25 protein-coding genes are annotated in these 24,271 nt (G+C 18.8%); 8 read left to right on the top strand and 17 right to left on the bottom strand.

Features of this window, described 5'->3' with window-relative positions; all coding sequences use genetic code 11:
* Positions 1 to 105: 105 nt before the first annotated feature.
* The 6 genes from cgtA to rplM all read right to left on the bottom strand — a co-directional run bounded on the left by cgtA (position 106) and on the right by rplM (position 4,052).
* Positions 106 to 1,137: an Obg family GTPase CgtA gene (cgtA, locus tag GJT99_RS02210; RefSeq protein WP_168894078.1), complete on the bottom strand. Its 1,032-nt coding sequence runs from the start codon at positions 1,135 to 1,137 to the stop codon at positions 106 to 108.
* Positions 1,138 to 1,205: 68 nt separating this feature from the next.
* Positions 1,206 to 1,463, bottom strand: coding sequence for a 50S ribosomal protein L27 (rpmA, locus tag GJT99_RS02205; RefSeq protein ID WP_168894077.1), 258 nt, complete (start codon positions 1,461 to 1,463; stop codon positions 1,206 to 1,208).
* 12 nt (positions 1,464 to 1,475) lie between these two features.
* On the bottom strand, positions 1,476 to 1,793 hold the full coding sequence (gene rplU / locus GJT99_RS02200; RefSeq protein ID WP_168894076.1) for a 50S ribosomal protein L21: 318 nt from the start codon (positions 1,791 to 1,793) through the stop codon (positions 1,476 to 1,478).
* Positions 1,794 to 1,865: 72 nt separating this feature from the next.
* Positions 1,866 to 3,125 (bottom strand): UDP-N-acetylglucosamine 1-carboxyvinyltransferase, encoded by a 1,260-nt coding sequence (murA, locus tag GJT99_RS02195; RefSeq protein ID WP_168894075.1) that lies wholly within the window; start codon positions 3,123 to 3,125, stop codon positions 1,866 to 1,868.
* Between the two features lie 81 nt (positions 3,126 to 3,206).
* Positions 3,207 to 3,605, bottom strand: a complete 399-nt coding sequence (rpsI, locus tag GJT99_RS02190; RefSeq protein ID WP_168894074.1) for a 30S ribosomal protein S9 — start codon at positions 3,603 to 3,605, stop codon at positions 3,207 to 3,209.
* 24 nt (positions 3,606 to 3,629) lie between these two features.
* Complete coding sequence (gene rplM, locus GJT99_RS02185; protein WP_168894073.1) at positions 3,630 to 4,052, bottom strand: 50S ribosomal protein L13; 423 nt, start codon at positions 4,050 to 4,052, stop codon at positions 3,630 to 3,632.
* A 216-nt stretch (positions 4,053 to 4,268) separates the two neighbouring features.
* Here rplM and argR point away from each other — a divergent pair, with 216 nt between their 5' ends.
* The gene (gene argR, locus GJT99_RS02180; protein ID WP_168894072.1) at positions 4,269 to 4,748 is read left to right on the top strand and encodes a transcriptional regulator ArgR; all 480 of its coding nucleotides are present in this window, start codon (positions 4,269 to 4,271) and stop codon (positions 4,746 to 4,748) included.
* Positions 4,749 to 4,751: 3 nt separating this feature from the next.
* Here argR and serS read toward each other — a convergent pair whose 3' ends face one another.
* Positions 4,752 to 6,047, bottom strand: a complete 1,296-nt coding sequence (gene serS / locus GJT99_RS02175; RefSeq protein ID WP_168894071.1) for a serine--tRNA ligase — start codon at positions 6,045 to 6,047, stop codon at positions 4,752 to 4,754.
* A 133-nt stretch (positions 6,048 to 6,180) separates the two neighbouring features.
* Here serS and trxB point away from each other — a divergent pair, with 133 nt between their 5' ends.
* Entirely contained in the window at positions 6,181 to 7,152 is a 972-nt protein-coding gene (trxB, locus tag GJT99_RS02170) for a thioredoxin-disulfide reductase (protein WP_168894070.1), read from the top strand.
* Between the two features lie 36 nt (positions 7,153 to 7,188).
* On the opposite strand, the gene infA is transcribed toward trxB, so the two are convergent.
* The 5 genes from infA to ppa all read right to left on the bottom strand — a co-directional run bounded on the left by infA (position 7,189) and on the right by ppa (position 12,891).
* On the bottom strand, positions 7,189 to 7,407 hold the full coding sequence (gene infA, locus GJT99_RS02165) for a translation initiation factor IF-1 (protein ID WP_168894069.1): 219 nt from the start codon (positions 7,405 to 7,407) through the stop codon (positions 7,189 to 7,191).
* 29 nt (positions 7,408 to 7,436) lie between these two features.
* Positions 7,437 to 9,167, bottom strand: a complete 1,731-nt coding sequence (locus GJT99_RS02160; RefSeq protein WP_168894068.1) for an ATP-binding cassette domain-containing protein — start codon at positions 9,165 to 9,167, stop codon at positions 7,437 to 7,439.
* Between the two features lies 1 nt (position 9,168).
* Entirely contained in the window at positions 9,169 to 10,917 is a 1,749-nt protein-coding gene (locus tag GJT99_RS02155; RefSeq protein WP_168894067.1) for an ATP-binding cassette domain-containing protein, read from the bottom strand.
* Between the two features lie 71 nt (positions 10,918 to 10,988).
* On the bottom strand, positions 10,989 to 12,239 hold the full coding sequence (gene eno / locus GJT99_RS02150; protein ID WP_168894066.1) for a phosphopyruvate hydratase: 1,251 nt from the start codon (positions 12,237 to 12,239) through the stop codon (positions 10,989 to 10,991).
* 115 nt (positions 12,240 to 12,354) lie between these two features.
* On the bottom strand, positions 12,355 to 12,891 hold the full coding sequence (gene ppa, locus GJT99_RS02145; protein ID WP_168894065.1) for an inorganic diphosphatase: 537 nt from the start codon (positions 12,889 to 12,891) through the stop codon (positions 12,355 to 12,357).
* A 150-nt stretch (positions 12,892 to 13,041) separates the two neighbouring features.
* Here ppa and rpoZ point away from each other — a divergent pair, with 150 nt between their 5' ends.
* Positions 13,042 to 13,296: a DNA-directed RNA polymerase subunit omega gene (rpoZ, locus tag GJT99_RS02140; RefSeq protein WP_168894064.1), complete on the top strand. Its 255-nt coding sequence runs from the start codon at positions 13,042 to 13,044 to the stop codon at positions 13,294 to 13,296.
* A gap of 62 nt (positions 13,297 to 13,358) precedes the next feature.
* Here rpoZ and gyrB read toward each other — a convergent pair whose 3' ends face one another.
* Positions 13,359 to 15,770: a DNA topoisomerase (ATP-hydrolyzing) subunit B gene (gene gyrB, locus GJT99_RS02135; protein WP_168894063.1), complete on the bottom strand. Its 2,412-nt coding sequence runs from the start codon at positions 15,768 to 15,770 to the stop codon at positions 13,359 to 13,361.
* Positions 15,771 to 15,804: 34 nt separating this feature from the next.
* On the bottom strand, positions 15,805 to 16,926 hold the full coding sequence (gene dnaN / locus GJT99_RS02130; RefSeq protein ID WP_168894062.1) for a DNA polymerase III subunit beta: 1,122 nt from the start codon (positions 16,924 to 16,926) through the stop codon (positions 15,805 to 15,807).
* Between the two features lie 125 nt (positions 16,927 to 17,051).
* Between dnaN and rpmH the strand changes: the two genes are divergently transcribed.
* The 5 genes from rpmH to mutM all read left to right on the top strand — a co-directional run bounded on the left by rpmH (position 17,052) and on the right by mutM (position 21,486).
* Entirely contained in the window at positions 17,052 to 17,204 is a 153-nt protein-coding gene (rpmH, locus tag GJT99_RS02125; protein ID WP_168894061.1) for a 50S ribosomal protein L34, read from the top strand.
* 2 nt (positions 17,205 to 17,206) lie between these two features.
* Positions 17,207 to 17,545: a ribonuclease P protein component gene (rnpA, locus tag GJT99_RS02120; RefSeq protein WP_168894060.1), complete on the top strand. Its 339-nt coding sequence runs from the start codon at positions 17,207 to 17,209 to the stop codon at positions 17,543 to 17,545.
* Between the two features lie 82 nt (positions 17,546 to 17,627).
* Positions 17,628 to 19,274, top strand: coding sequence for a membrane protein insertase YidC (gene yidC / locus GJT99_RS02115; protein ID WP_168894059.1), 1,647 nt, complete (start codon positions 17,628 to 17,630; stop codon positions 19,272 to 19,274).
* A gap of 17 nt (positions 19,275 to 19,291) precedes the next feature.
* Entirely contained in the window at positions 19,292 to 20,659 is a 1,368-nt protein-coding gene (gene mnmE / locus GJT99_RS02110; RefSeq protein WP_168894058.1) for a tRNA uridine-5-carboxymethylaminomethyl(34) synthesis GTPase MnmE, read from the top strand.
* A gap of 5 nt (positions 20,660 to 20,664) precedes the next feature.
* Entirely contained in the window at positions 20,665 to 21,486 is an 822-nt protein-coding gene (gene mutM / locus GJT99_RS02105) for a bifunctional DNA-formamidopyrimidine glycosylase/DNA-(apurinic or apyrimidinic site) lyase (RefSeq protein ID WP_168894057.1), read from the top strand.
* A gap of 23 nt (positions 21,487 to 21,509) precedes the next feature.
* Here the strand turns inward: mutM and potC are convergent, their stop codons facing one another.
* Genes potC through potA form a run of 3 tightly spaced genes read right to left on the bottom strand, consistent with a single transcriptional unit; the run spans position 21,510 to position 24,271 of the window.
* On the bottom strand, positions 21,510 to 22,310 hold the full coding sequence (gene potC / locus GJT99_RS02100) for a spermidine/putrescine ABC transporter permease PotC (protein ID WP_168894056.1): 801 nt from the start codon (positions 22,308 to 22,310) through the stop codon (positions 21,510 to 21,512).
* Complete coding sequence (potB, locus tag GJT99_RS02095; RefSeq protein WP_168894055.1) at positions 22,303 to 23,169, bottom strand: spermidine/putrescine ABC transporter permease PotB; 867 nt, start codon at positions 23,167 to 23,169, stop codon at positions 22,303 to 22,305. The genes potC and potB overlap by 8 nt, the downstream gene beginning before the upstream one ends.
* On the bottom strand, positions 23,144 to 24,271 hold the full coding sequence (potA, locus tag GJT99_RS02090) for a spermidine/putrescine ABC transporter ATP-binding protein PotA (protein WP_168894054.1): 1,128 nt from the start codon (positions 24,269 to 24,271) through the stop codon (positions 23,144 to 23,146). The genes potB and potA overlap by 26 nt, the downstream gene beginning before the upstream one ends.

Below are 24,271 nucleotides of genomic sequence, written 5' to 3'. Positions count from 1 at the left end.
TTTATAATCCGAAATTAAATAAAATTAAATTTTATATATTTCTGTAGATAATTATTAAGAATAATAAAATTATATAAAAGATGTATATAATTTTATAAATAAAAATTAATATTTTATATTTTTTAAATTATATAAATAATTTGAAATATCCATATATAATTTTTTTATTCCAATATTATTTTTAGATGATACTAAATAAAATTTTTTTATATAATGATATTTTGTTAAAACTTTTTTGATAGAAGATATCAAATAATTTGAGTTATGTAACAAGTCAATTTTATTAAAAATGATCCATTGTTCTTTTAACAATAATGCCTTATCATATTTTATAATCTCATTATAGATTATATCTAAAGTATTAGATATATTATCTTTTATATTGATAATTGATATATCTATAACAAAAAAAATTAAATTACAATGTTTAAAATGTTTAATAAAATCTAAACCTAATCCTTTCCCTGAAAAAGAATTTTTAATAATACCTGGTACATCTAATATAGAAATATTAGAATAATCTAATTTATTTTTAATAATACCTAAAATAGGTTTTGTAGTAGTAAAAATATAATTACCAATCTTAGTTTTAGCTGAAGATATATTTTTAATAAACGTTGATTTTCCAGAATTAGGTAAACCTAAAATACCTATATTTATTTTTAAAATTAATTCTAGTTTAATTTTTTTTATTTCTCCTAAATCACCTATAGTTTTTTTATATGGAGTTCTATTTATAGAAGATTTAAAATTAATATTTCCTAATCCATTTTTTCCACCTTTTGCAATTAAAAACATTTGGTTTTCATTTTTTAAATGTATTAAAACTATATTTTTTTCTATATCAATAATTTTTGTACCTAATGGAACTTGAATAATTAAATTTTTCCCATTTTTTCCAGTACGTTTCCGATTTTGTCCGTCTAAACCATTACCAGCTACATAATTATTTTTATAATGAAAATTTTTTAAATTATTAATATTATGATTAGCTATTATATATATATTCCCTCCTTTTCCTCCATTACCTCCGTCTGGACCTCCTTTAGGAAGGAATTTTGCACGATAAAAACTAATACATCCATCTCCTCCTTTACCTGCTTTAATATATATAATTACTTCATCAAAAAACTTCATTTTAACTCCATTTTATAAAATATATTTAAATATATTTTAATAAAAATTAATAAACTATTAACATTTATTTATATATTAATAATATTAATATATGATTTTTTCCGTATTCCTTTGTGAGTAAATTTTACAATACCATTTATTTTAGCAAATAAAGTATGATCTTTACCACATCCTACATTATTTCCTGCATGAAATTTAGTACCTCTTTGTCTTATTAAAATATAACCAGGTTTTACTTTTTCTCCTCCATAACATTTTATTCCTAATCTTTTAGCATGTGAATCTCTGCCATTTCGAGATGATCCTCCTGCTTTTTTATGTGCCATATTTTCTTCCTTTTATATTAAAGATGTAATTTTAATAATTTTTATATTAGTAAATAGTTGACGATGACCTTGTGTTTTACGATAATGCTTTCTTCTACGGAATTTTATTATTTTTATTTTTTTTTTTTTTTCATGTGATATTATTTCTGCTATAATTTTTCCTCCAGGAATTATAGGATTACCTATGTTTAATTTATTTTTATTAAAAATTAATAAAACATTATTAAATTCAATTTTACTACCAATAATACTTTGTATTTTTTCTAATTGAATAATTTGTCCTTGTATAACTTTATATTGTTTTCCATAATTATCAAAAATAGCATACATTAACTATAATCCTTATAAAAATTTTATTAATATAAAATTATTATATATTTAATATATTTTATATTAATAAATTTAATTTTTTAATCTTATAATTCTAGCACCTAAATTAATTAATTTATTTTCTATATTTTCATAACCACGATCAATATAATTAATATTATTAATAATAGTTATGCCAGTAGCGATACATCCAGCTAAAACTAAACTTATTGCAGCTCTTAAATCGGTTGCTTCAATTTCAGAACCATAAAGTAAATTTACACCTTGACAAAATACTTTATTATTTTTAATAAAAATTTTTGCTCCCATTTTTATTAATTCATATATGTATAAAAAACGATTTTCAAACACAGTTTCTGTTATTATACTTTTACCTAATGCAATACAATTTAATAAAGTAAATTGAGGTTGTATATCAGTAGGAAATTTAGGATATGGACCTGTAATAATATCAATAGCTTTAGGTCTTTTATTATTCATATTAAGGCTACACCAATCTTTACCTATTTTAATTTTTGCACCTACATGTTTTAATTTTTTAAACAAAATATCTAAATTTTTAGGATTAGTATTTTTACATAAAACTTTACCTCGAGATAGAGCAGCAGCTATTAAAAAAGTTCCAGTTTCAATTCGATCCGGCATTATAGTATAAATACCTCCTGTTAATTTTTTAACACCTTTAATTATAATTTTTTTGGTTCCTCCTCCTCTAATATTTGCACCTATCATATTTAAAAAATTAATTAAATCTTCTATTTCAGGTTCTCTAGCTGCATTTTCAATGATAGTTATATTATTAGCATAAATTGCTGCTAAAATACTATTTATTGTAGCTCCTACACTACTTTTTTTCATAAAAATGTAAGCACCCTGAAATCTATTATTTATAGATGCTATAATAAACTCATTTTTAATATAAATATTAGCACCTAATTTTTTTAAATTTTTAATATGTAAATCAATTGGTCTTCTTCCTATAGAACATCCACCTGGTAAATATATTTTTATTTTTTTAAAACGAATTAATAATGGACTTATTAACCAAATAGAAGCTCTAATAGATTGAATTAATTTTTTAGGAAGTATATAATTTTTATATAAGTTATTTGCATTTATTATTAATGATTTACCTTTTTTTATCTTTACACCTAATGTTAAAAGTAGTTTAATAGTTACATCTATATCTTTTAATTTAGGAATATTTTTAATTTCTATTAATTCATTTGTTAAAAGTGATGCAAATAAAATAGGTAAAGCAGAATTTTTTGATCCAGAAATATTAACTTCTCCTTTTAATTGTACTGGACCTTGTATCAAAAATTTATCCATATTAAACTCTATAAATACTAATAAAATGATTAAAAATAATTAATTTTTTTTATATAAAATTTATTTAAAATAAGTAAAATTTTAACGTTTCGAAAATTGTGGACTACGTCTTGCTTTTTTAAAACCAAATTTTTTACGTTCTACTTTACGATCATCTCTAGTAATAAAACCTGCTTTTTTTAAATTTTTTCTAAAAAAATTATCATATTTTATTAAAGCTCTTGTAATACCATGTCTAATCGCTCCAGCTTGTCCTGAAATACCTCCTCCTTTAACAGTAATATATAAATCAAATTTATTATGCATTTCAATTAATTGTAAAGGTTTTAATGCCATAATACGATGTGTATTTCTAGTAAAAAAAGTATTTATTTTTTTTTTATTAATTAAAATATTACCAGTTCCTATTTTCATAAAAACTCTAGAAGAAGAACTTTTTCTTCGTCCTATTGTATGATAATTACAATTTATTTTATTCATAAATATATATCCTTTATAAAATAATTAAATATTTAAAATATTATTTTTTTGTGCTATATGTTTATGTGTTTCCCCTGTATAAATTTTTAATCTATTTAACATTAATGTTCCTAATTTATTTTTAGGTAACATTCCTCTAACAGAATGTTGAATAACTTTACAAGGATTTTTTATCATTAATTTTTCTAATGAGATTTTTTTTAATCCACCTGCATATTCACTATGACTAAAATAAAATTTATTTTTTAATTTATTTCCAGTTATTTTAATTTTGTTGGCATTTATCACTATAATATAATCACCTATATCAATATGAGGTAAATATGAAATTTTATGTTTACCTATTAAGTAATGGGTGATAATACTAGATAATCTTCCTAAAATTTTATTTTTTGCATTTATAAGGAACCATTGACGATCAATTTTTTTATTTAACAAAATATTCATTTTATATATCCAAAAAATAAATAATTTAAATAAAATTATTTATTTTTAATTTTTTAATAAAAAAATACATATTTGTATTAAATTATGATAATATATACGCGTAACAAATGCAATTAGTCTTTTTATTTTTAAAATTATTTTAATAAAACAGAATAAATAATATAATAAATTTTTTTTTAAAAAAAATATTTTTCTTTTGTTTTTTTGGTGAACTTTATGAGTGTAATTTCTATAAAAAAAAAAAAAGCTAATTTAATTAAAACATTTAAAAATTTAATAAAACAAGAAAAATTTAGTACTCAAATTGAAATTGTTCGTGCTTTACAAGAAGAAGGATTTCATAATATTAATCAATCTAAAGTATCTAGAATGTTAACTAAATTTGGTGCAGTAAGAATTAGAAATACAAGAATGGAAATGGTATATTGTTTTCCCTTAGAATTAAATATTCCTAATACAACAAGTCCATTAAAAAATCTAGTATTAGACATCGATTATAATGATGTTTTAATTATTATTCATACAAGTCCAGGAGCTGCACAACTAATAGCAAGATTATTAGATTCTTTAGGAAAATCAGAAGGTATATTAGGAACTATTGCAGGTGATGATACTATTTTTGTAGTACCTACTCGTCTTTTTAAGACTATTAATTTATATAATTCTATCCAAAATTTATTTGAACAAAAATTATAATTATTAAATTTTTTTTGTTTTGATATATTTCATACCATTCATATAAGATTGAAGAATACTAGGTATTTTAATATTTCCGTTTTTAAGTTGATAGTTTTCCATAATTGCGGCTAATGTTCTACCTACAGCTAATCCAGAACCATTTAAAGTATGTATAAATTTAATTTTTTTATCTTTTATTCTTCTATATCTAGCTTTTATTCTTCTAGATTGAAAATCACCCATATTAGAACAAGAAGATATTTCATAATATTGTTTTTTTGAAGGAAACCATACTTCTAAATCATAAGTTTTACTTGATGCAAAACTCATATCTCCTGTACATAATAATACTTTTCTATATGGTAGATTTAATAATTGTAATATTTTTTCTGCATGTGTAGTAATTTGTTCTAAGGTTTTTATAGAATATTGTGGTTTTACTAATTGTACTAATTCTACTTTATCAAATTGATGTGTACGTATTAATCCTTTATTATATTGACCATATGAACCAACTTCAGATCTAAAACAAGGAGTATGAGCAACATATTTAATAGGCAATTTATTTTCTTCAATAATTTTATTATATACTAAATTAGTTAATGGTACTTCTGCTGTAGGAATTAAAAAATATTTACATGTACTATTATTTTTAAAATTTTGTATATGAAAAAGATCTTTACTAAATTTAGGTAATTGTCCTGTCCCATATAAAGTTTCTTGTTTTACTATATAAGGAACATAAATTTCTTGATAATTATGTTGATTTACATGAATGTCTAACATAAATTGAATAAGTATTCTATGTAAATAAGCTATTATTCCTCTTAGTACAAAAAATTTTGATCCACTTAAATTAACACCAGATTCAATATCGATTCCTTTATGTAATAAACCTAATTCTAAATGATCTTTTATCATAAAATCATAATCGGGTATTTTACCCCATTTTTTAATTTCTTTATTTTTTGTTTTATTAATTCCTATAGGAACTTCTTCAAGTGGTAAATTAGGAATAGAAGAATAAATATATTTTATATTTTTTTTAATATTATTTAATACAGATTTATATTTTAATATATTTTTATTGGTAACAATAGATTTTTGTTTTAAATCAGAAATACTATTAACATTTTTTTTAGATAAAATATAAGATATTTTATTTTTTTCTATTTGTAATTTTTCTATTTTAATTTGGAAAAATTTTCTTTCTTTTTCTAATTTATTTATTAAATTAATATCCAAATTAAAATTTCTTTTTTTTAAAATTGTATATACATAATTAATATTATTACGTAATAATTTTACATCTAACATAATGATTTTCTTATAAAAAATATATATAGTATTTTACTATAGAATTAAAATTTATATAAAATTTTTTTTAAAAATTATTAATTGTTTAATATTTTATATATAATATTAAAAATATTTTGATTAATTAAATAATATGAAAAATACAAAAAAAACACAATTACTTATTATAGGTTCTGGACCTGCTGGTTATACAGCTGCTATATATGCGGTAAGAGCAAATTTAAATCCTATTTTAGTAACAGGAAATAATATTGGAGGTCAATTAACAAAAACATCTAATATAGAAAATTGGCCAGGAAATTTTCCTAAAATAACTGGGCAAAAATTAATGGATAATTTACATAATCACACAGTATTTTTAAATACTAATATTATTAATGATACAATAACTAAAATTATTAATTTTAAAAAAACACCTTTTATTGTAGAAGGTAACATACATACATATGTATGTAATAGTATTATTATCGCTACAGGATCAAATCCAAAATTTTTAGGTTTAAATTCAGAAAAAAAATTTATAGGTAAAGGAGTATCTTCATGTGCTATTTGTGATGGTTTTTTTTTCCGAAATAAAATAGTTTCAGTTATAGGTGGAGGTAATACTGCCATAGAAGAAGCAATATATTTATCTAATATTGCATCTGAAGTACATTTAATACATAGAAAAAATATTTTTAATGCTGAAAAAATACTACTTAATAAATTAAAATTTTTAGTAGAAAAGAAAAAAATATTTTTACATATTCCTTATGTACTAAAAGAAATTTTAGGTGATGAAAAAGGAGTTAATAGTATTAATATTAATTCTATAAATAATAATAAAAATGTTATAAATATTTTAACATTTGGTGTATTTATATTAATAGGTACTACCCCTAATAGTAATTTATTTAAAAAATATCTAAAATTAGATAAAAATGGTTATATTACCATAAATAATGATAATTTAAATAATTTAAATTATACACAAACTAGTATTCCTGGTATTTTTGCAGCTGGTGATGTTATAGATAAAAATTATAGGCAAGCAATTACATCATCAGCTACAGGTTGTATGGCAGCATTAGATGCACAAAAATTTTTAAGTAAAATTAATAAATAATTAATTTTATTTTATATTATATTATATATAAAAAGTTTAACGACTACGAAAAATTATTCTACCTTTTTCTAAATCATATGGAGTTAATTCTACAGTAACTTTATCTCCGGTAAGAATGCGAATATAATTTTTTCTCATTTTACCTGAAATATGTGCAGTTATAATATGTCCGTTTTCTAATTTTACATGAAAAATAGTATTAGGTAATGTATTTAATACTACTCCTTGCATTTCTATATTATCTTTTTTAGGCATTACCATTCCTTATTAATATAATGATGTAATTATAATATTATATTATTTTTAATATAATTCCAGTAATATTCTTTTTTATTTATTAAATTATTATGTTTTCCTTTTTCAATTATAGAACCATTATTTATCAAATAAATATAATCCATTTTTTTTAAAATATGAATATTATGTGTTATAATTATAACAGTTTTTTTTTTAAAAAATGATAAAATTAACTTTATGATTTTAAAAGATGAATTTTCGTCTAATCCTTCTGTAGGTTCATCTAATAATATTAAATTTCCATTATGGATTATAATTCTTGCAATACCTAATTTTTTTAATTCTCCTCCAGAAAGTAATCTTCCTCCATCTCCCATCCATGTATTTAAACCTTCATTTTCTAATAATTTTTTTAAACCTACTAATTTTAAAATTTTTTTTAAATAAGAATCATTAATATTTTTATTATTTTGATTATTTAATAAGATATTATTTTTTAATGTATCACTAAAAAGATATATTTTTTGAGTCATTACACTTATATTATTTCTTAATGAAATTAAATCCCAATTTTTTAAATTATATTTATCTAAAAAAATTTTACCTTTTACAGGATCCCATGCTCTAGTTAATAACATAAATAATGTTGATTTTCCACTACCATTATGTCCAGTAATTGCTATTTTTTGATGTTTTTTTATATATAATGATATATTTTTTAAAATATATGGATTTCTTTTATTAAAATAAAAAGATAAATTATCTATTTTTAATAAAATTAAATAATTATTTATTTTTATATTATTTTTTACAAATAAAACAGTAGGTTTTTTTTCTATCAAATAAAAAATTTTTTTAGCTGATAAAAATATTTCATGAATATTTTGAAAAACATTGTTTAATGGAAATAATATTTTATAAAATGTAATAAAAAATAATAAAAATAATATTATTTGATATTTTGATATACTATTATAGTAATATATTAATACTAATAATAAATTAATATTAATTAATATATTCATTAATAATTTAGATTGAATATTATAAGTATTTTTTATTAATTGTATATTTTCTAATTTTAATTCTAAATTTTTTATTTTAAAAGATATATGTTTTATTCCTTCAAATATTTTATATTCTGTATGTTGTAATATAAAATTATTTATATAAAAAAAGTATTTTTCTTTTAAAAAAATATATTTTTCTCCTATTATTTTTCCTTTTTTATAAAAATAAAAAAAATAGAATAATATCAAAAATAATATAGTAACAAATAATATTATAAAAAAAATAAAATTTATAATACTTAAATAAGTTAAAACTATAATAGTTATTATAATAATAACTATTATTGGAACAAATATTTTTATATAGAAAAAATCTAAAATTTCAATGTCTGAAATTAACATATTTAAGATGTCAATATTAAATATTGAAATTAAATTAGTTGGATATAAAGGAAATATTTTATTAAAAATTAATATTCTAAAATTATTTAATAAATATAAAGTATTATTGTGTTGAATTATCTTTTCAAAATACTGTGTAATAGTTTTAATTATAAAAATTATTCTGATAAGAATTATGGGTATTATATAATTATAATATGTACTATTATTTTTTATACCGATTAAAAAAGTATAAGTTAATAAAGATCCAGATATTATAGATAATAATAAATTCATTAAATTATTAATTATTGCTAATAATATACCTAAAATAATTTTTTTTAAAAATTTATTATGATATTTTACATAATTTAATAAATAAAACATTTTAAAAAACTCTTTTAAGAAATAAATTTTCTTTTTTATATAAATTTTTATTAAATGATTTCATTATAATTTTCCCATTTTTCATATGCCAAATTTCATTATAATAATTAATTTGATCAATTTTATGTGTAATAGTGATACTTATTTTTGAAATTGATAAATTTTCTTTTATTGTTTTTATAATATCATTTTGGCTATTAATATCTATATTAGCTATAGGTTCATCTAATAATAACAACATATAATTTTTAATTAATGCTCTAGCAATTATTATTTTTTGCATTTGTCCTATTGATAAACATATATTCTCTCTATTAATAATAGTATTTAATTTATCAGGTAATTTTTTTAAAAAATTTATTATATTAATTCTTTTTAAAATATTATTTATTTTAATATTATCTAATTTTGTAGAAAAAAATAAATTTTTTTTAATTGTTGTGGCAAATAATTGAGGATTTTGTTGAACACATGATATGTATTTATACCAACTATATAAATTAATTTTATTAAATTCAATATTATTAATTTTTAAAGATCCTTCATATGGTGTGATTCCAAGAAAAACATTAAATAATGTGCTTTTACCAGCTCCATTAGGGCCGGTAATAACTATATTTGTTCCAGAAAATATTTTGAATGATAAAGGACCTATTAGTATACGTCCTTTATTGTTTTTAATTACTAAATTATTAGCATGAATTGTTAATTTTTTAATTTGTTTTAAAAAAAAATTTTTTTTTGTATTTAAAATAATAGATTTATTACTTAATAATTTTAAAATATTATTTACGGCCCCAATAGCTTTAGATTTTATATGATATAATTTACCTAAATTATTAAAATTTTGAAAATATTCAGAAATAATAATAAGTATAAAAAAACTATGTAATATTCCGATATTTTTATGATAAAAGCCAATATTAATTATATGTAAATATGAAAAACTGAAATACATAATTACAAAAGCTAAAGTAATAGAAGAAAAAAAATCTAAAATTGTAAAAGTTAAAAAAACAATTTTTAATATTTCAAAATTTTTTTTTCTAAGTTCTTCAATAAATAATATCATTTTGTTTATTTCAATTTTTTGAAAATTAAATATTCTAATAGTTTCTATCCCTTTTAATCTATCAAAAAATATTCCACTTAAAACAGATAAAATTTTAAAATTTTTTTTATTTTTATTTATAGTTTTATCTCCAATTAATATTATAAAAAATATTATTAATACACTAATAATAATAATTATTATTCCAAATATCCAATTAATTGCAAATATAGTAATTAGAGTTATTAATGATGATATTTGAACTGTAAAATATTGAGGTATATATTGATGATAATAATCATGCAAATTTTCTATATTATTTATAATTAAAGATAAATCAGATCCTAAAGCTTGTTTTTTAAAATAATTAAAATATTGAGATGTTAATTTACGTAAAATTTTTTTTCTAATAAAAATTTTAATTTTTTGACTATATAAAAAATTATATTTATCTATTAAAAAAGATAATAATGAATTTATTATTAAGCATAAACATATTATGTTGTAATAATAAAAAATATATTTTTTATTTACTTCTAAAAAAAAAAATTCTATTATTTTTGCTAACACCAAATTTTTTATTATTAAAATAAGTATATTAATAAAATTTAAAAAATAAGATACCATTAATATTTTTTTAGCTAAAAAACTATTTTTTTTTAACCAAAAAAGTATTTTTTTTTCTTTATATATATTCATATTTATTAAATAAATTTATAAAAATAAATCTATACTATGTTGAATATATCAACATAGTCTATAAAAATAATTTATAATTGTTCTTCAATTCTAATTAATTGATTATATTTAGCATTTCTATCAGAACGACTCATAGAACCAGTTTTAATTTGATCTGCATTTGTACCTACAGCTAAATCAGCAATAAATGTATCTTCTGTTTCTCCTGATCTATGTGATATAATAACTTTATATCCTGATTTTTTAGCCATTTTTATAGTTGATAATGTTTCTGTAAGAGATCCAATTTGGTTTAACTTAATTAAAATAGCATTAGCAATATTATTTTTAATACCTTTTTGTAAAAATTTAATATTTGTAGCAAATAAATCATCTCCTACTAATTGAATTTTATCACCTAATGTTTTAGTTTGATATATAAAACCTTTCCAATCATTTTCATCTAAACCATCTTCTATCGAAGTAATAGGATATTTTTGAATTAAATTATATAAAAAATGTGTAAATTCTTTAGAAGAAAGATTAATATTTTCACTTTTTAAATGATATTTATTGTTAAAAAATAATTCAGATGCTGCGCAATCAATAGCAAAAGTGATATCTTTACCAAGAATATATCCTGCATTTTTAACTGCTTGTGATATCATATTGAATGCTTCAGTATTATTTTTTAAATTAGGAGCATATCCACCTTCATCTCCTACTGATGTAATTAATTTATTTTTTTTAAGTACAAATGATAAATGATGAAATATCTCTGACCCATAACGTATTGCTTCTTTAATATTTTTGGCACTAATAGGTTGAATCATGAATTCTTGTATATCCAAATTATTATTGGCGTGTTTCCCACCATTAATAATATTAATCATAGGAATAGGCATAAAAAAATTTTTATTTACACCACCATAAATATTACTAATATGTTTGTATAATGGTATATTATGAAATAAAGCAGATGCTCTAGCATTAGCTAAAGAAACAGCTAAAATAGTATTAGCTCCTAAATTAGATTTATTTTCAGTATTATCTAAATTAATCATAATTTCGTCAATATATGATTGATCAAATGAATTTTGATTAATTAAATATTTATTTAAAATAGTATTAATTATTTTTACTGATTTTAGAACTCCTTGTCCTAAAAATCTTTTTTTATTATTATCACGTAATTCTATTGCTTCTTTAGTTCCTGTAGAAGCTCCAGAAGGAACAGAAGCAATCCCGATAATGTTATTATTTAAATGAACTTCTGCTTCGATAGTAGGATTGCCTCTAGAGTCAATAATTTCTCTACCTATTATTTTTTTTATTTTAGACATTTTATTTCCTTAATATAATTAATAAATATTAATAATAGATTATCTAAGATCTATATACTAAAAAGTATTTAAAAGAAATATAAATTTTTATTTTTTTTTATATAATTTCTATTTATTAATCTTTTTTTTGTTTAAACCTTTTAATAGAAGATAAAATTTCTGTTTGTGCTTGAAGTAAATTTCCCCAACTTTTTGTTTTACACCATTTTTCATTTTCTAAATCTTTATAATGTTGAAAAAAATACATAATTTGTTGTTGTAATAATTTTGGTAAATCTTGAATTTTATTAATTAATAAATATTCTTGTGAAATTTTATTATGTGGTACTGCTATGATTTTTTTATCATCTCCTGATTCATCTATCATATTTAATATTCCTATCGGACGACATCTTATTACTGTACCAGGAATAATAGAATATTTAGTTATAACAACTACATCTAATGGATCATCATCTAATGATAATGTGTTATTTATATATCCATAATTACATGGATAAAACATAGGTGTAGTAATAAAACGATCTACAAATAGTATTCCATATTTTTTATTAATTTCATATTTTATTGGATTTGAATGGGAAGAAATTTCAATAATTACATTAATATCGTTAGGAATATTTTCTCCAGAAGAAATGTTATTATAATTCATATTATTTTAAGCCTTTAATTATATTAAAAATTTTATATATACAAATATTATAAATTTTATAACTTATATATTTTAAATATATGTATAATAATAATTATTACTAATACTATTTTTATAATAAGTAAATGTTTTGTAAAAAAAGGTAATATTATGGCTAGAGTTACAGTAGAAAAAGCTGTTCAAAAAATAGGTAATAGATTTGATTTAGTTATTTTAGCAGCTAAAAGAGCTAGACAAATACAAATAAAAGGTAAAATTCCATTACTGTCAGAAAAAAATGATAAAGCAACTATTTTAGCATTACGTGAAATAGAAAAAGGGTTAATTAATAAAGAAATTATTAATAATTATGAAAAAAATAATATAGAAGAAAAAATTAAATCTATAGATTTAGATAATTATTGATTTAATATTTAGATATTATTTATTTAAAAAATACTTTTTCTATAAATTATTTAATGTTAAAATTAAAAATCAATATTTAATACTTTTAAAGCATTTTCTTTTATAAATAATTTTCTAGGTTCAACTTCGTCACCCATTAAAGTTGTAAATAATTTATCAGCTAAAATTGCATCTTTAATTGTTACTTTTAACATATTACGAGTTAAAGGATTCATAGTAGTTTCCCATAATTGATTTGGATTCATTTCACCTAATCCTTTATATCTTTGTATAGAAAAACTTTTTTTAGATTTTTTTAATAACCATTTGATTCCTTCTTCAAAAGAATTAATGTTTTTATATTTTTCTCCTTTTTTAACACGGAAAATACCTTTTTTTTGTAAAGAATGTAATTTATTACCTAATAAACATATTTTATTATATTCATTACTCATAAAAAAATTTTTATTTAATAAATACTTATTTATATTTTCATATTTATTTTCATAAATTATTAACTCAAAAATATTTTTATTAATGTTTTTATTCATATTACTTGAATATTTAATATTTAAATAATTTTTATTTAAAAATAAAATTAATTCATGTAACCATAAATCTATATTTACAGAATTATTTAATAAATTTAATTTTTTATTATATAATAATGCATGTAATATTTTATTATTAATATTATATTGAGAAAATTTTATAATTTTTTTAATCGAATTATATTCATTCATTAATTCTATTAATTTTTTATCAGTTAATTTTTCTTCGGTTTTTTTAAAATAAAAAACAGCTTTTTCTACAGCTGAATTTAACATAAATATTTCCATTTCTTCATTATTTTTAATATAAAATTTTTTATTGCCTTTTTTAATTCTAAAAAGTGGAGGTTGTGCTATATATATATAACCTTTTTCAATAATTTTAGGTATTTGACGATAAAAAAATGTTAATAATAAAGTACGAATATGTGCTCCATCTACATCTGCATCTGTCATAATAATAATATTATGATATCTTAAATGATCTAAATGATATTTTTCTAGATTAATATTAAAACCTAACGCTGTAACTAAAGTTATTATTTCTTGTGAAGTAATAATTTTATTAAATTTAGCTTTTTCTACATTAAGAATTTTACCTTTTAAAGGTAAAATTGCTTGTGTTTTTCTATTTCTACCTTGTTTTGCTGATCCTCCTGCTGAATCTCCTTCTACTAAATAAATTTCAGATAATGCAGGATTATTTTCTTGACAATCAGATAATTTTCCTGGTAGTCTTGATATACTACTTATATTTTGATTTTTTATTATATTTTTAGTCTTTCTAGCAATATCTCTTATTTTAGCTACATTAATAATTTTTTCTACAATATTTTTGGCATCATTTGGATTTTCTAATAAAAAAAACATTAATTGTTGATTTACATAACATTCTACTAATGATTTTACTTCTGATGATATTAATTTTTCTTTTGTTTGAGAAGAAAATTTTGGATTTAAAATTTTTATTGATATAATTGCGGTTAAGCCTTCTCTAGTATCTTCTCCCTTTAAATTAACATTTTTTTTTTTATTATATCCTTCTTTATCTATATAAAGTTTTATTGTTCTTGTTATAGCTGCTTTTAATCCAGATAAATGAGTACCTCCATTTTTTTGAGGTATATTATTAGTAAAACAATATATTTCTTCATTAAATGAATTATTCCATTGCATGGCAATTTCTATATCAATGTTATTATTTTTAGTATAACAATAAAAAATTTGTTTATTAATAAAATTATTATTTTTACTTAAATATTTTATATATTCTTTTATACCTCCCTTATATTGGAAAACATCTTTTTTTTTTTGTTTGTTATCAATAATTGAAATAATTAATCCTGAATTTAAAAAAGATAATTCTTTTAATCTATTAGATAAAATTTTATAATTAAAATTTTGGATTGTAGTAAAAATATCGTAATTAGGCCAAAATCTAATATGTGTCCCAGTAGTATTACTAATACCAATAATTTTTAATCTTTCTTGAGGTATTCCATAATAATATAATTGTTTATATGTTTTCCCATTTCTTTTAATAATAAGTTCTAATTTTTTAGATAAAGCATTTACTACAGAAATTCCTACTCCGTGTAAACCTCCTGATAATTTATAAAATTTATTATTAAATTTACCTCCTGAATGTAATATAGTCATAATAACTTCAGCAGCTGATATTTGAGCTTCTTTATGTATATCTGTAGGTATACCTCGCCCATCATCAAAAATAGAGATAGAATTATCTTTATGCATAATTACTTGTATGTTTTTGCAATAGCCAGAAAGAGATTCATCTATTGCGTTATCTATTACTTCGAATACCATATGATGTAATCCTGTACCATCATCTGTATTCCCAATATACATTCCTGGTCTTTTTTTAACAGCATCTAATCCTTTTAGAATTTGAATACTTGATGAATCATAATATTTATTTGTCAAATTTAATTCTCATTTTGTTTAAAATTAAAAAAATTTATATTTTCATTGGCATAATTAAATAAATTTTATTTTTATCATAATTATCTTCTATTTTAATACTAGAAGTATTATCAATAAAAGATAGTTTAATAAAGTTACTTTCTAATATATTAATAACATCAATTAAATAATTAATATTAAATGATATTTGGATATCATGCGTTTGTTTATTTCGAAATTTTTCTATTTCTAATATTTCTTCAGCTTTTTCATTATTAATATTACTAGTAAAAATTTTTAAATATTTATTACTAAATAATAAATTAACTCCTTTTGTTTTTTCATTTACTAAAATAGAAATTCTGTTTAAAACATTTTTAAATAATATACGATTAATTTTAATTGTTTGATAGAATGATTTCGGTATAATTTGTTGATAATCAGGGAAATTACTTACAATTAATTTAGATATAAATTTTAAATTTTTAAAAGTAAAACAAATATAATTATTATTAATCTTAATATTAATTAAATCATTAGTATTATTAATTATTTTAGATAATTCAAAAATACTTTTACGAGGAATTATAATACTATAATCTATAAGATTTTTATCTAAAATATATTGATAAAAAGATAATCTATGTCCATCTGTTGATATAATGTTTAAAATATTATTTTTAATTTGTAAAAATAATCCATTTAAATATTTTCTTACATCATTATTTGCTATTGAAAAATATGTAGCATATATTAATTTTTTTAATATTTTATTTGTTAAATTAAATTCTATATCATGTTTTAAAAAATTTATATTTGGAAAATTATTTGCAGGTAAAGTAGTTATTATAAAATAACAATTTTTTGTAGAAATAATCATTTTATTAATATTAAATACTATTTTTATATTATCTTCTTTAGAAAGGGAACGACATATATTATAAAATTTCTTTCCTTGAATTATAACAGAGTAATTTTTATTTAAATATTTACTTTTAATAAAAGATGTAATTTCTATTTCTAAATTAGTACTTTTAAATAAAACTATTCCATTATCTAAAACCTCTATTAAAATATTATTAAGATTAGGATATAAAGATTTATTACTAATAATATTAGTAACATATTGTAATGGTTTAATTATTAATTCTCTATTAACAATAATATTATTTTCCATAATTCTTATTTTAAAATTAATGTATAATATACAAATTTTTAATTTAAAATAATAAAAAAATATATATAAAAAAATTATTTTATGTGATAATTATTATATATTACTTAAATATAAGTGTAAACTAAATGAAACGTACTTTTCAACCATCTATTTTAAAAAAAAATAGATCTCATGGTTTTAGATGTAGAATGAAAACAAAAAATGGTAGACAAATTATAAATCGTCGTCGTGCTAAAAAACGTATTTATTTAAGTATTTCAGATAAAAAAATTAGATAAAAATGTTTAATTTTACAAAAAATAAACGTTTAATTTCATTAAACTTTAATTTTATTTTTAAAAAAAATAATAAACTAAATAATTCATATTTTATTATGCTAAATAAAAAAAATAAAATTAAATATCCTAGAATAGGAATAATTATTCCCAAAAAAATAGTTCATAAAACATATATTAGGAATAAATTTAAAAGAATCATTCGTGAATATTTTCGTTTAAATCAATATTCTATTTTTAATAGAGATTATGTTATTATTTTATATAATAAAAATATATTAAAAATTAATATTTTTTCTTTTAAAAAACATTTAGAAAATATATGGTTTTATTTTAAAAAATAATTTTGTATAAAAATAAGTCAAATTTATTATTTTACGTTATAATTAAATTTATATTTTTTAATTAAAAAATGAGATATGAATCATGAATTCAAAAAATAATATTTTTCTGATTATTTTTTGCTTATTTTGTTTTGTTATTTTAAATAATTGGCAAACAATATTTAGTTATACAAAAAACAATATAATAAAAAATATTATTAATAGTAATCATATTAATTTAAAAAAACAATCTAGAAAAAATTTTAAAAATATAAAAAAAGATAATATTTTAATTAAAACAGATAAATTTTTTATATCTATAAATCTTTATGGAGGTACAATCGAAAAAGTACAATTATTAGATTATTTTGAAAAATTACATTCTAAAAAATTTTTTACTTTACTAAGAAAAAATACTGATTTTATTTATCAAATAAAAAGTGGTGTCATAAAAAATGACAAATTTAAAAAAAATATTAATTTTTATAAAAATTCTAAATTTTTTACAAATTCAAATTTTTTTACATTTAAAAAAAATCAAAACATATTAAAAATACCTTTTTTTTTTATTAAAAATAATATTTTATATGTAAAAACTTTTATCCTTAAAAAAGGAAGTTATTTAATTAAAATTCATCATCAAATTTTTAATTTGGATAATAAACCTATCAGTATAGGTATTTTTGGTCAAATAGATAAATCAAGCATTACTCCTCAAAAATATTTAGATAAAAAACATAATAATGTCACTATGAAAACATTTGACGGAGTAGCTTTTTCAACAAAAAATACAAAATTTAAAAAATATAAATTTCCTTATATTTTAAAAAAAAAAAATATACAGTTTAAAACTTATAATGGATGGATAGCAATGTTACAACAGTATTTTACTTCAGTTTGGATTTTTCCTCATTTTAATCAAGAAAATACTGTTTATATAAAAAAAATATTTACTAATATAATTAGTATTGGTTTTAAATCTCCATTTTATTTAATTTTACCAGGGCAAAAACATAATTTTACATCTCAATTATGGATAGGACCTAAAATCCAAAAAACAATGTCTACAATTGCACCTTTTTTAGATCTAACTATAGATTATGGTTTTTTAGGATTTTTATCTAAATTATTATTTAAATTATTAAACTTTATTTTTAGTATAGTAAAAAATTGGGGAATTTCAATTATTATTATTACTATTATAATAAGAATATTAACATATCCATTATCTAAACAACAGTATATAACTGTTACTAAAATGAGTGATTTACAACCAGAAATACAAAAAATAAAAGAAAAATTTTCTAATAATAAAGAACGTTTAAATAAAGAAATAATTTCATTATACAAAAGAGAAAATTTAAATCCTTTTGCTGGATTTTTTCCATTTATTATACAAATGCCTATTTTTTTAGCTTTATATTATATGTTAATTAGTTCAATTGAATTAAGACATGCTAAATTTATTTTTTGGATACAAGATTTATCATCAGAAGATCCATATTATATATTACCAATAATTATGAGTATTACTATGTTAGTTATACAATATTTTAGTCAAAATAAATATGAGAGTAATAATTTTATAAAAAACAAATTTACATATATAATACCTATTGTTTTTAGTTTCTTTTTTTTATGGCTTCCTTCTGGATTAGTTTTATATTATATAATTAATAATTTAATCACTATTTTGCAACAAAAATGGATTATTTATCAAATAAATAACCAAAATTATAAAATTTTATAATTAAGTTTAAAAAATTTATGGAAAAAGAATATTATACAATAATTGCACGAGCTACTTCTTTAGGTCAAGGTAGTATAGGAGTTATTAGAATATCTGGTAATAAAGTTACTAGTGTAATTAAACATATATTAAAGTTAAAATATATAAAACCAAGATATGCGCATTATCTACCATTTTTTTATAAAAATAAAATTATAGATAAAGGTATTGCATTATTATTTCCTAAACCTAATTCTTTTACTGGAGAAGATATTTTAGAGTTACAATGTCATGGAAATTCTATATTAATAGATTTATTAATAAATGATATTATAATAAATATTAATAACATTAGGATTGCATATCCAGGAGAATTTTCTAAAAGAGCTTTTTTAAATAAAAAAATAGATTTAACTCAAGCTGAAGCAATTGCTGATATTATTTCTGCTAATTCTAAACAAGCTATTTTTTCTGCAATGAATTTAATGAATGGTAAATTTTCTTTATTATTAAAAGATTTTAAAAATTTAATTATTAATATAAGAGTAAAAATAGAATCTTTTTTAGAATTTAATTATGAAAGTGATTTTTCTATTTTTTGTAAAAAAATCTTTATAAAATTAAAAGAATTATTAAAATTTTTAATAAAAATAATAGAATATGTAAAAAATGGAATAAGAATTAAAGAAGGAATTAAAATAGTATTAATTGGTCCACCTAATTCTGGAAAATCTAGTTTAATGAATTTAATAACTAATAAAGATGTTTCTATAGTAACTGATATTCCTGGTACTACTAGAGATGTTTTATATGAAAAAATTTATGTTAATTCAGTACCAATACAAATTGTAGATACAGCAGGTATTAGAAATACTAAAAATAAAATTGAAGTTATAGGTATAGAAAAAACATTTCAAGAAATAAAAAATACAAATTATATATTTTTAGTAGTTGAAGATCAAATTTCAGAAAAAAATTTATCTCAAATAATTAAAAAATATTTAAAAAATTTCATGAATAAAATACCTATTATTATCATACGTAATAAAATTGATATTACAAATAATAATTCAGAAATAATTTATAAAAATTATTATGTAATTATAAAATTATCTGTAAAAAATAAAAAAGGAATATCTATTTTAACAAATTTTATAAATAAAAAAATTATAAATACTAACAATAATGAAGATCAATTTACAGCTAGAACAAGATATATGGATTCCTTAAATTCTATTTACAAATTATTAATAAAAGGACAAGAAAATTTTTTAAAAACTTATTCATTAGAATTAATTGCTGAAGATTTAAGACTAATACAAAAAAATTTAGATTTAATTACTGGAAAATTTACTTCTAAAGATTTATTAAATAATATTTTTTCACAATTTTGCGTTGGTAAATAATTATTATGCCTGAATTACCTGAAGTAGAAGTTATTAAAAATATAATAAAACCTTTATTACGAGGAAAAATAATTAATTATTCTATTGTTAGAATTAAAAAATTAAAATATATTATTTCTAATAATATTATTAAAATAAATAATCAAAAAATTTTAAATATTAAAAGAAGAGGAAGATATATTTTATTAATTTTAATTAATAATACAATTATTATTCATTTAGGTATGACAGGGAAATTATTTATTATGAATAATATAAAAAATTCCTCTCAATATCATAAACATGATCATATTGATTTAATTATTGATAATAATTTAATTTTAAGATATACAGATGTAAGAAAATTTGGGTTTTGGTTATGGGAAACGAAAAATTATAAAACAAATATTTTTTTAAAAAAATTAGGTCCTGAACCATTAACTAATGAATTTAATAATTTATATTTATATAATATTAGTAGGAAAAAGAAAATTCCTATTAAAATATTAATAATGGATAATAAAATTGTAACAGGTATAGGTAATATATATGCAAATGAGTCATTATTTCTATCAAAAATATTACCTATACGTATATCTAATAATTTAAATTTTCAAGAAATTACATTTTTAGTAAAAAATATAAAATTTATTTTAAATAAATCAATTAAATATGGAGGTTCTACTATTATTAGTTATCAATTACCTAATAAAAATATTGGTACTTATTCTAAATATTTCTATGTTTATAGAAAAGAAAATAAATTATGTAAAATATGTCATACAAAAATTATAAAGATAAATCAAAGAAACAGAAGTACTTTCTTTTGTAAGAAATGTCAAAAATAATATATATTTAACATCTATGATATTTATTCTAATAAAGAATTAATTTCATTAAATATTTTATATTTACCTAAAAGAATTTTACTTATAATTACTAAAAATAAAGATATTACTATTAATATAGTTGCTAAAACATTAATTTCAGGAGTAATGCCTATTTTCGCCATTGAATAAATTCTTAATGGTAAAATTTCATATTCTGGTCCAGTTACAAATGTTGATATTGTTATATCATCCATAGATAAAACAAAACTTATCAACCAACTAGAAATAATAACAGGGAATATTATTGGTAATATTATTTTTGTTAAAATAATAGTTTCATTAGCACCTAAGTCTTTAGCTGCTTCTATCATACGAATATCAAAATTTTTTAATCTAGAATAAATATTAATAACTACATATGGGAAACAAAATGTAATATGAGAAAATAATAAAGACCAAAAACCTAAAGGAAAATCTAATAAAATAAATAATAATAATAAAGAAATTCCCATTACAATATCAGGAGAAATAATTACTATAAATAATAAAATATTTATTAAAAATTTTACATATACATTATAATAATATAATGATAGAGCTGTTAATAAACCAATTAAAGTTGTAAAAGTTGCTGTAATAATACTAACACATAAAGAATGATATGTAACTCTTAACAAAGAGCTATTATGTATAGTTAAAAAATACCATTTAGTACTAAATCCTTCCCATATAATTCCAAAACGTGATGAGTTAAAAGAATTTATTATTAATAATATAATAGGTATATAAAACCATAAATAAATTATATTGATAAAAATTATTCTACATATATATTTAAACATTTTTTTTAAATTCCTTTTTATTTAAAAAATTTATAATTTTAAAATATAATATTAAAAAAATACCAGTAAATAATGTAATTATATTACTTGTTGCAGCTCCTAAGGGCCAATCTCTGATATAAAGAAATTGATTTTTAATTATATTTCCAATTAATAAATTTTTAGAACCACCCATTATATCAGAAATATAAAACATTCCCATACTAGGTAAAAAGACTAATAAGCAACCTGCAATAATTCCTGAAGTCGTTAAAGGAATAATTATATGAAAAAAAATTTTCCATGGTTGAGCACCTAAATCTTTAGCTGCTTCTATATAAAATCGATCTAATTTTTCTAAACTAGAATATATTGGTACTATCATAAAAGGTAACAAAATATATATTAATCCTAAAATAACAGCACTAGTAGTATAAATTATATGAATAGGATAATGAATAATTTTAAAATATAATAAAATATTATTCAACCAACCATTAACACCTAAAAAAATTTTTAGACAATATATTCTAACTAAAGAATTTACCCAAAAAGGTAAAAATAAAAAAAATAACATTAAAGATTTTTTTTTTACAGATATTTTAGTTAAACACCAAGCGAATGGATAACCTATTAAAAAACATATTACTGTTGTAATTAATGAAATTATTAAAGTATTTATAAATACTTTAATATATAAATTATTAAATAAATTAAAATAATTATTGAAAGAAAAATTAAATATTATTGAGTCATGATTATCTTTTTTTAGAAAACTAATAATAATTAATATTATGTTAGGTAAAAAAATAAATAATGATAACCAACTAATAATTAAAAAAATTGTAATTTTTTTAATATGTTTTATTATTTTTATCATAAGGTAATACAATCTCCCATGTTTCAATCCAATTGATTAACATTTTTTGATTAAGTGGATGATCAACATAAGGATCATTTTCATTAAAAAATTCACTGACAGTAATAATTTTACCATTATTAAGTTTTAATATAGATTCTAATGTCATACCTTTATAATTTTTTTCTTGTATATAACCTATTAAACCTGTATTTTCATCAGTATTTTGATTAATTTTTTTTATTTTTAAATCTTCTGGTCTTAATAAAACATGTATTTTTTCTCCAGAAGCAATTTCAAATGGTACTTTTATAGTACAAATATAATTTTCTAAATTAGCTTTAAATTGATTACCACTAATTTTTTCTAAAATAGAAGCATTAAATATATTGATATCTCCTATAAATTTTGCTACAAATAAATTTTTAGGTTCTTCATATATTTCTCTAGGAGTACCATCCTGTTCTATTTTACCATTACGTAATAAAATAATTCTATCTGATATACTTAAAGCTTCTTCTTGGTTATGTGTTACTAATATAAAAGTAATACCTAACTTTCTTTGTAATGCTTTTAATTCATTTTGCATTTTTTTCCGTAATCTATAATCTAAAGCTGATAACGATTCATCAAGTAATAATAATCTTGGTTGATTTATTACTGCTCTTGCAATAGCAACTCTTTGTTGTTGTCCTCCAGATAATTCATGTGGTTTACTATTTATAAAATTTTTTAATTGTACTATATCTAAAATTTTTTCTACTTTAGTAATTATTTCTTGATATGTTTTTTTTTGCATTCTTAATCCAAAAGCTATATTATCAAATACAGACATATGAGGAAATAATGCATAACTTTGAAAAACAGTATTAATTTGTCTTTTTTCAGCTGGATATTTTGTTATTTCTGTATTGTTTAATAAAATTAAACCACTATCTACTTGTTCTAAACCTGCTATTAAACGAATAATAGTAGTTTTACCACAACCTGAAGGACCTAATAAAGTAACAAATTCTCCATCATTTATATTTAAATTTAAATTAGAAATAATTTTTTTGCCGTAAAAAGATTTATTAACATTTATAAGATTAATTAATACTTTTTTAAAAATTTTTTTTTTCAT

Source organism: Enterobacteriaceae endosymbiont of Donacia cincticornis, from assembly GCF_012568845.1.
Classification (GTDB): Bacteria; Pseudomonadota; Gammaproteobacteria; order Enterobacterales; family Enterobacteriaceae.
Note: the sequence above shows the minus strand (reverse complement) of the source record. Positions and strands in the feature narration are given on the sequence as shown.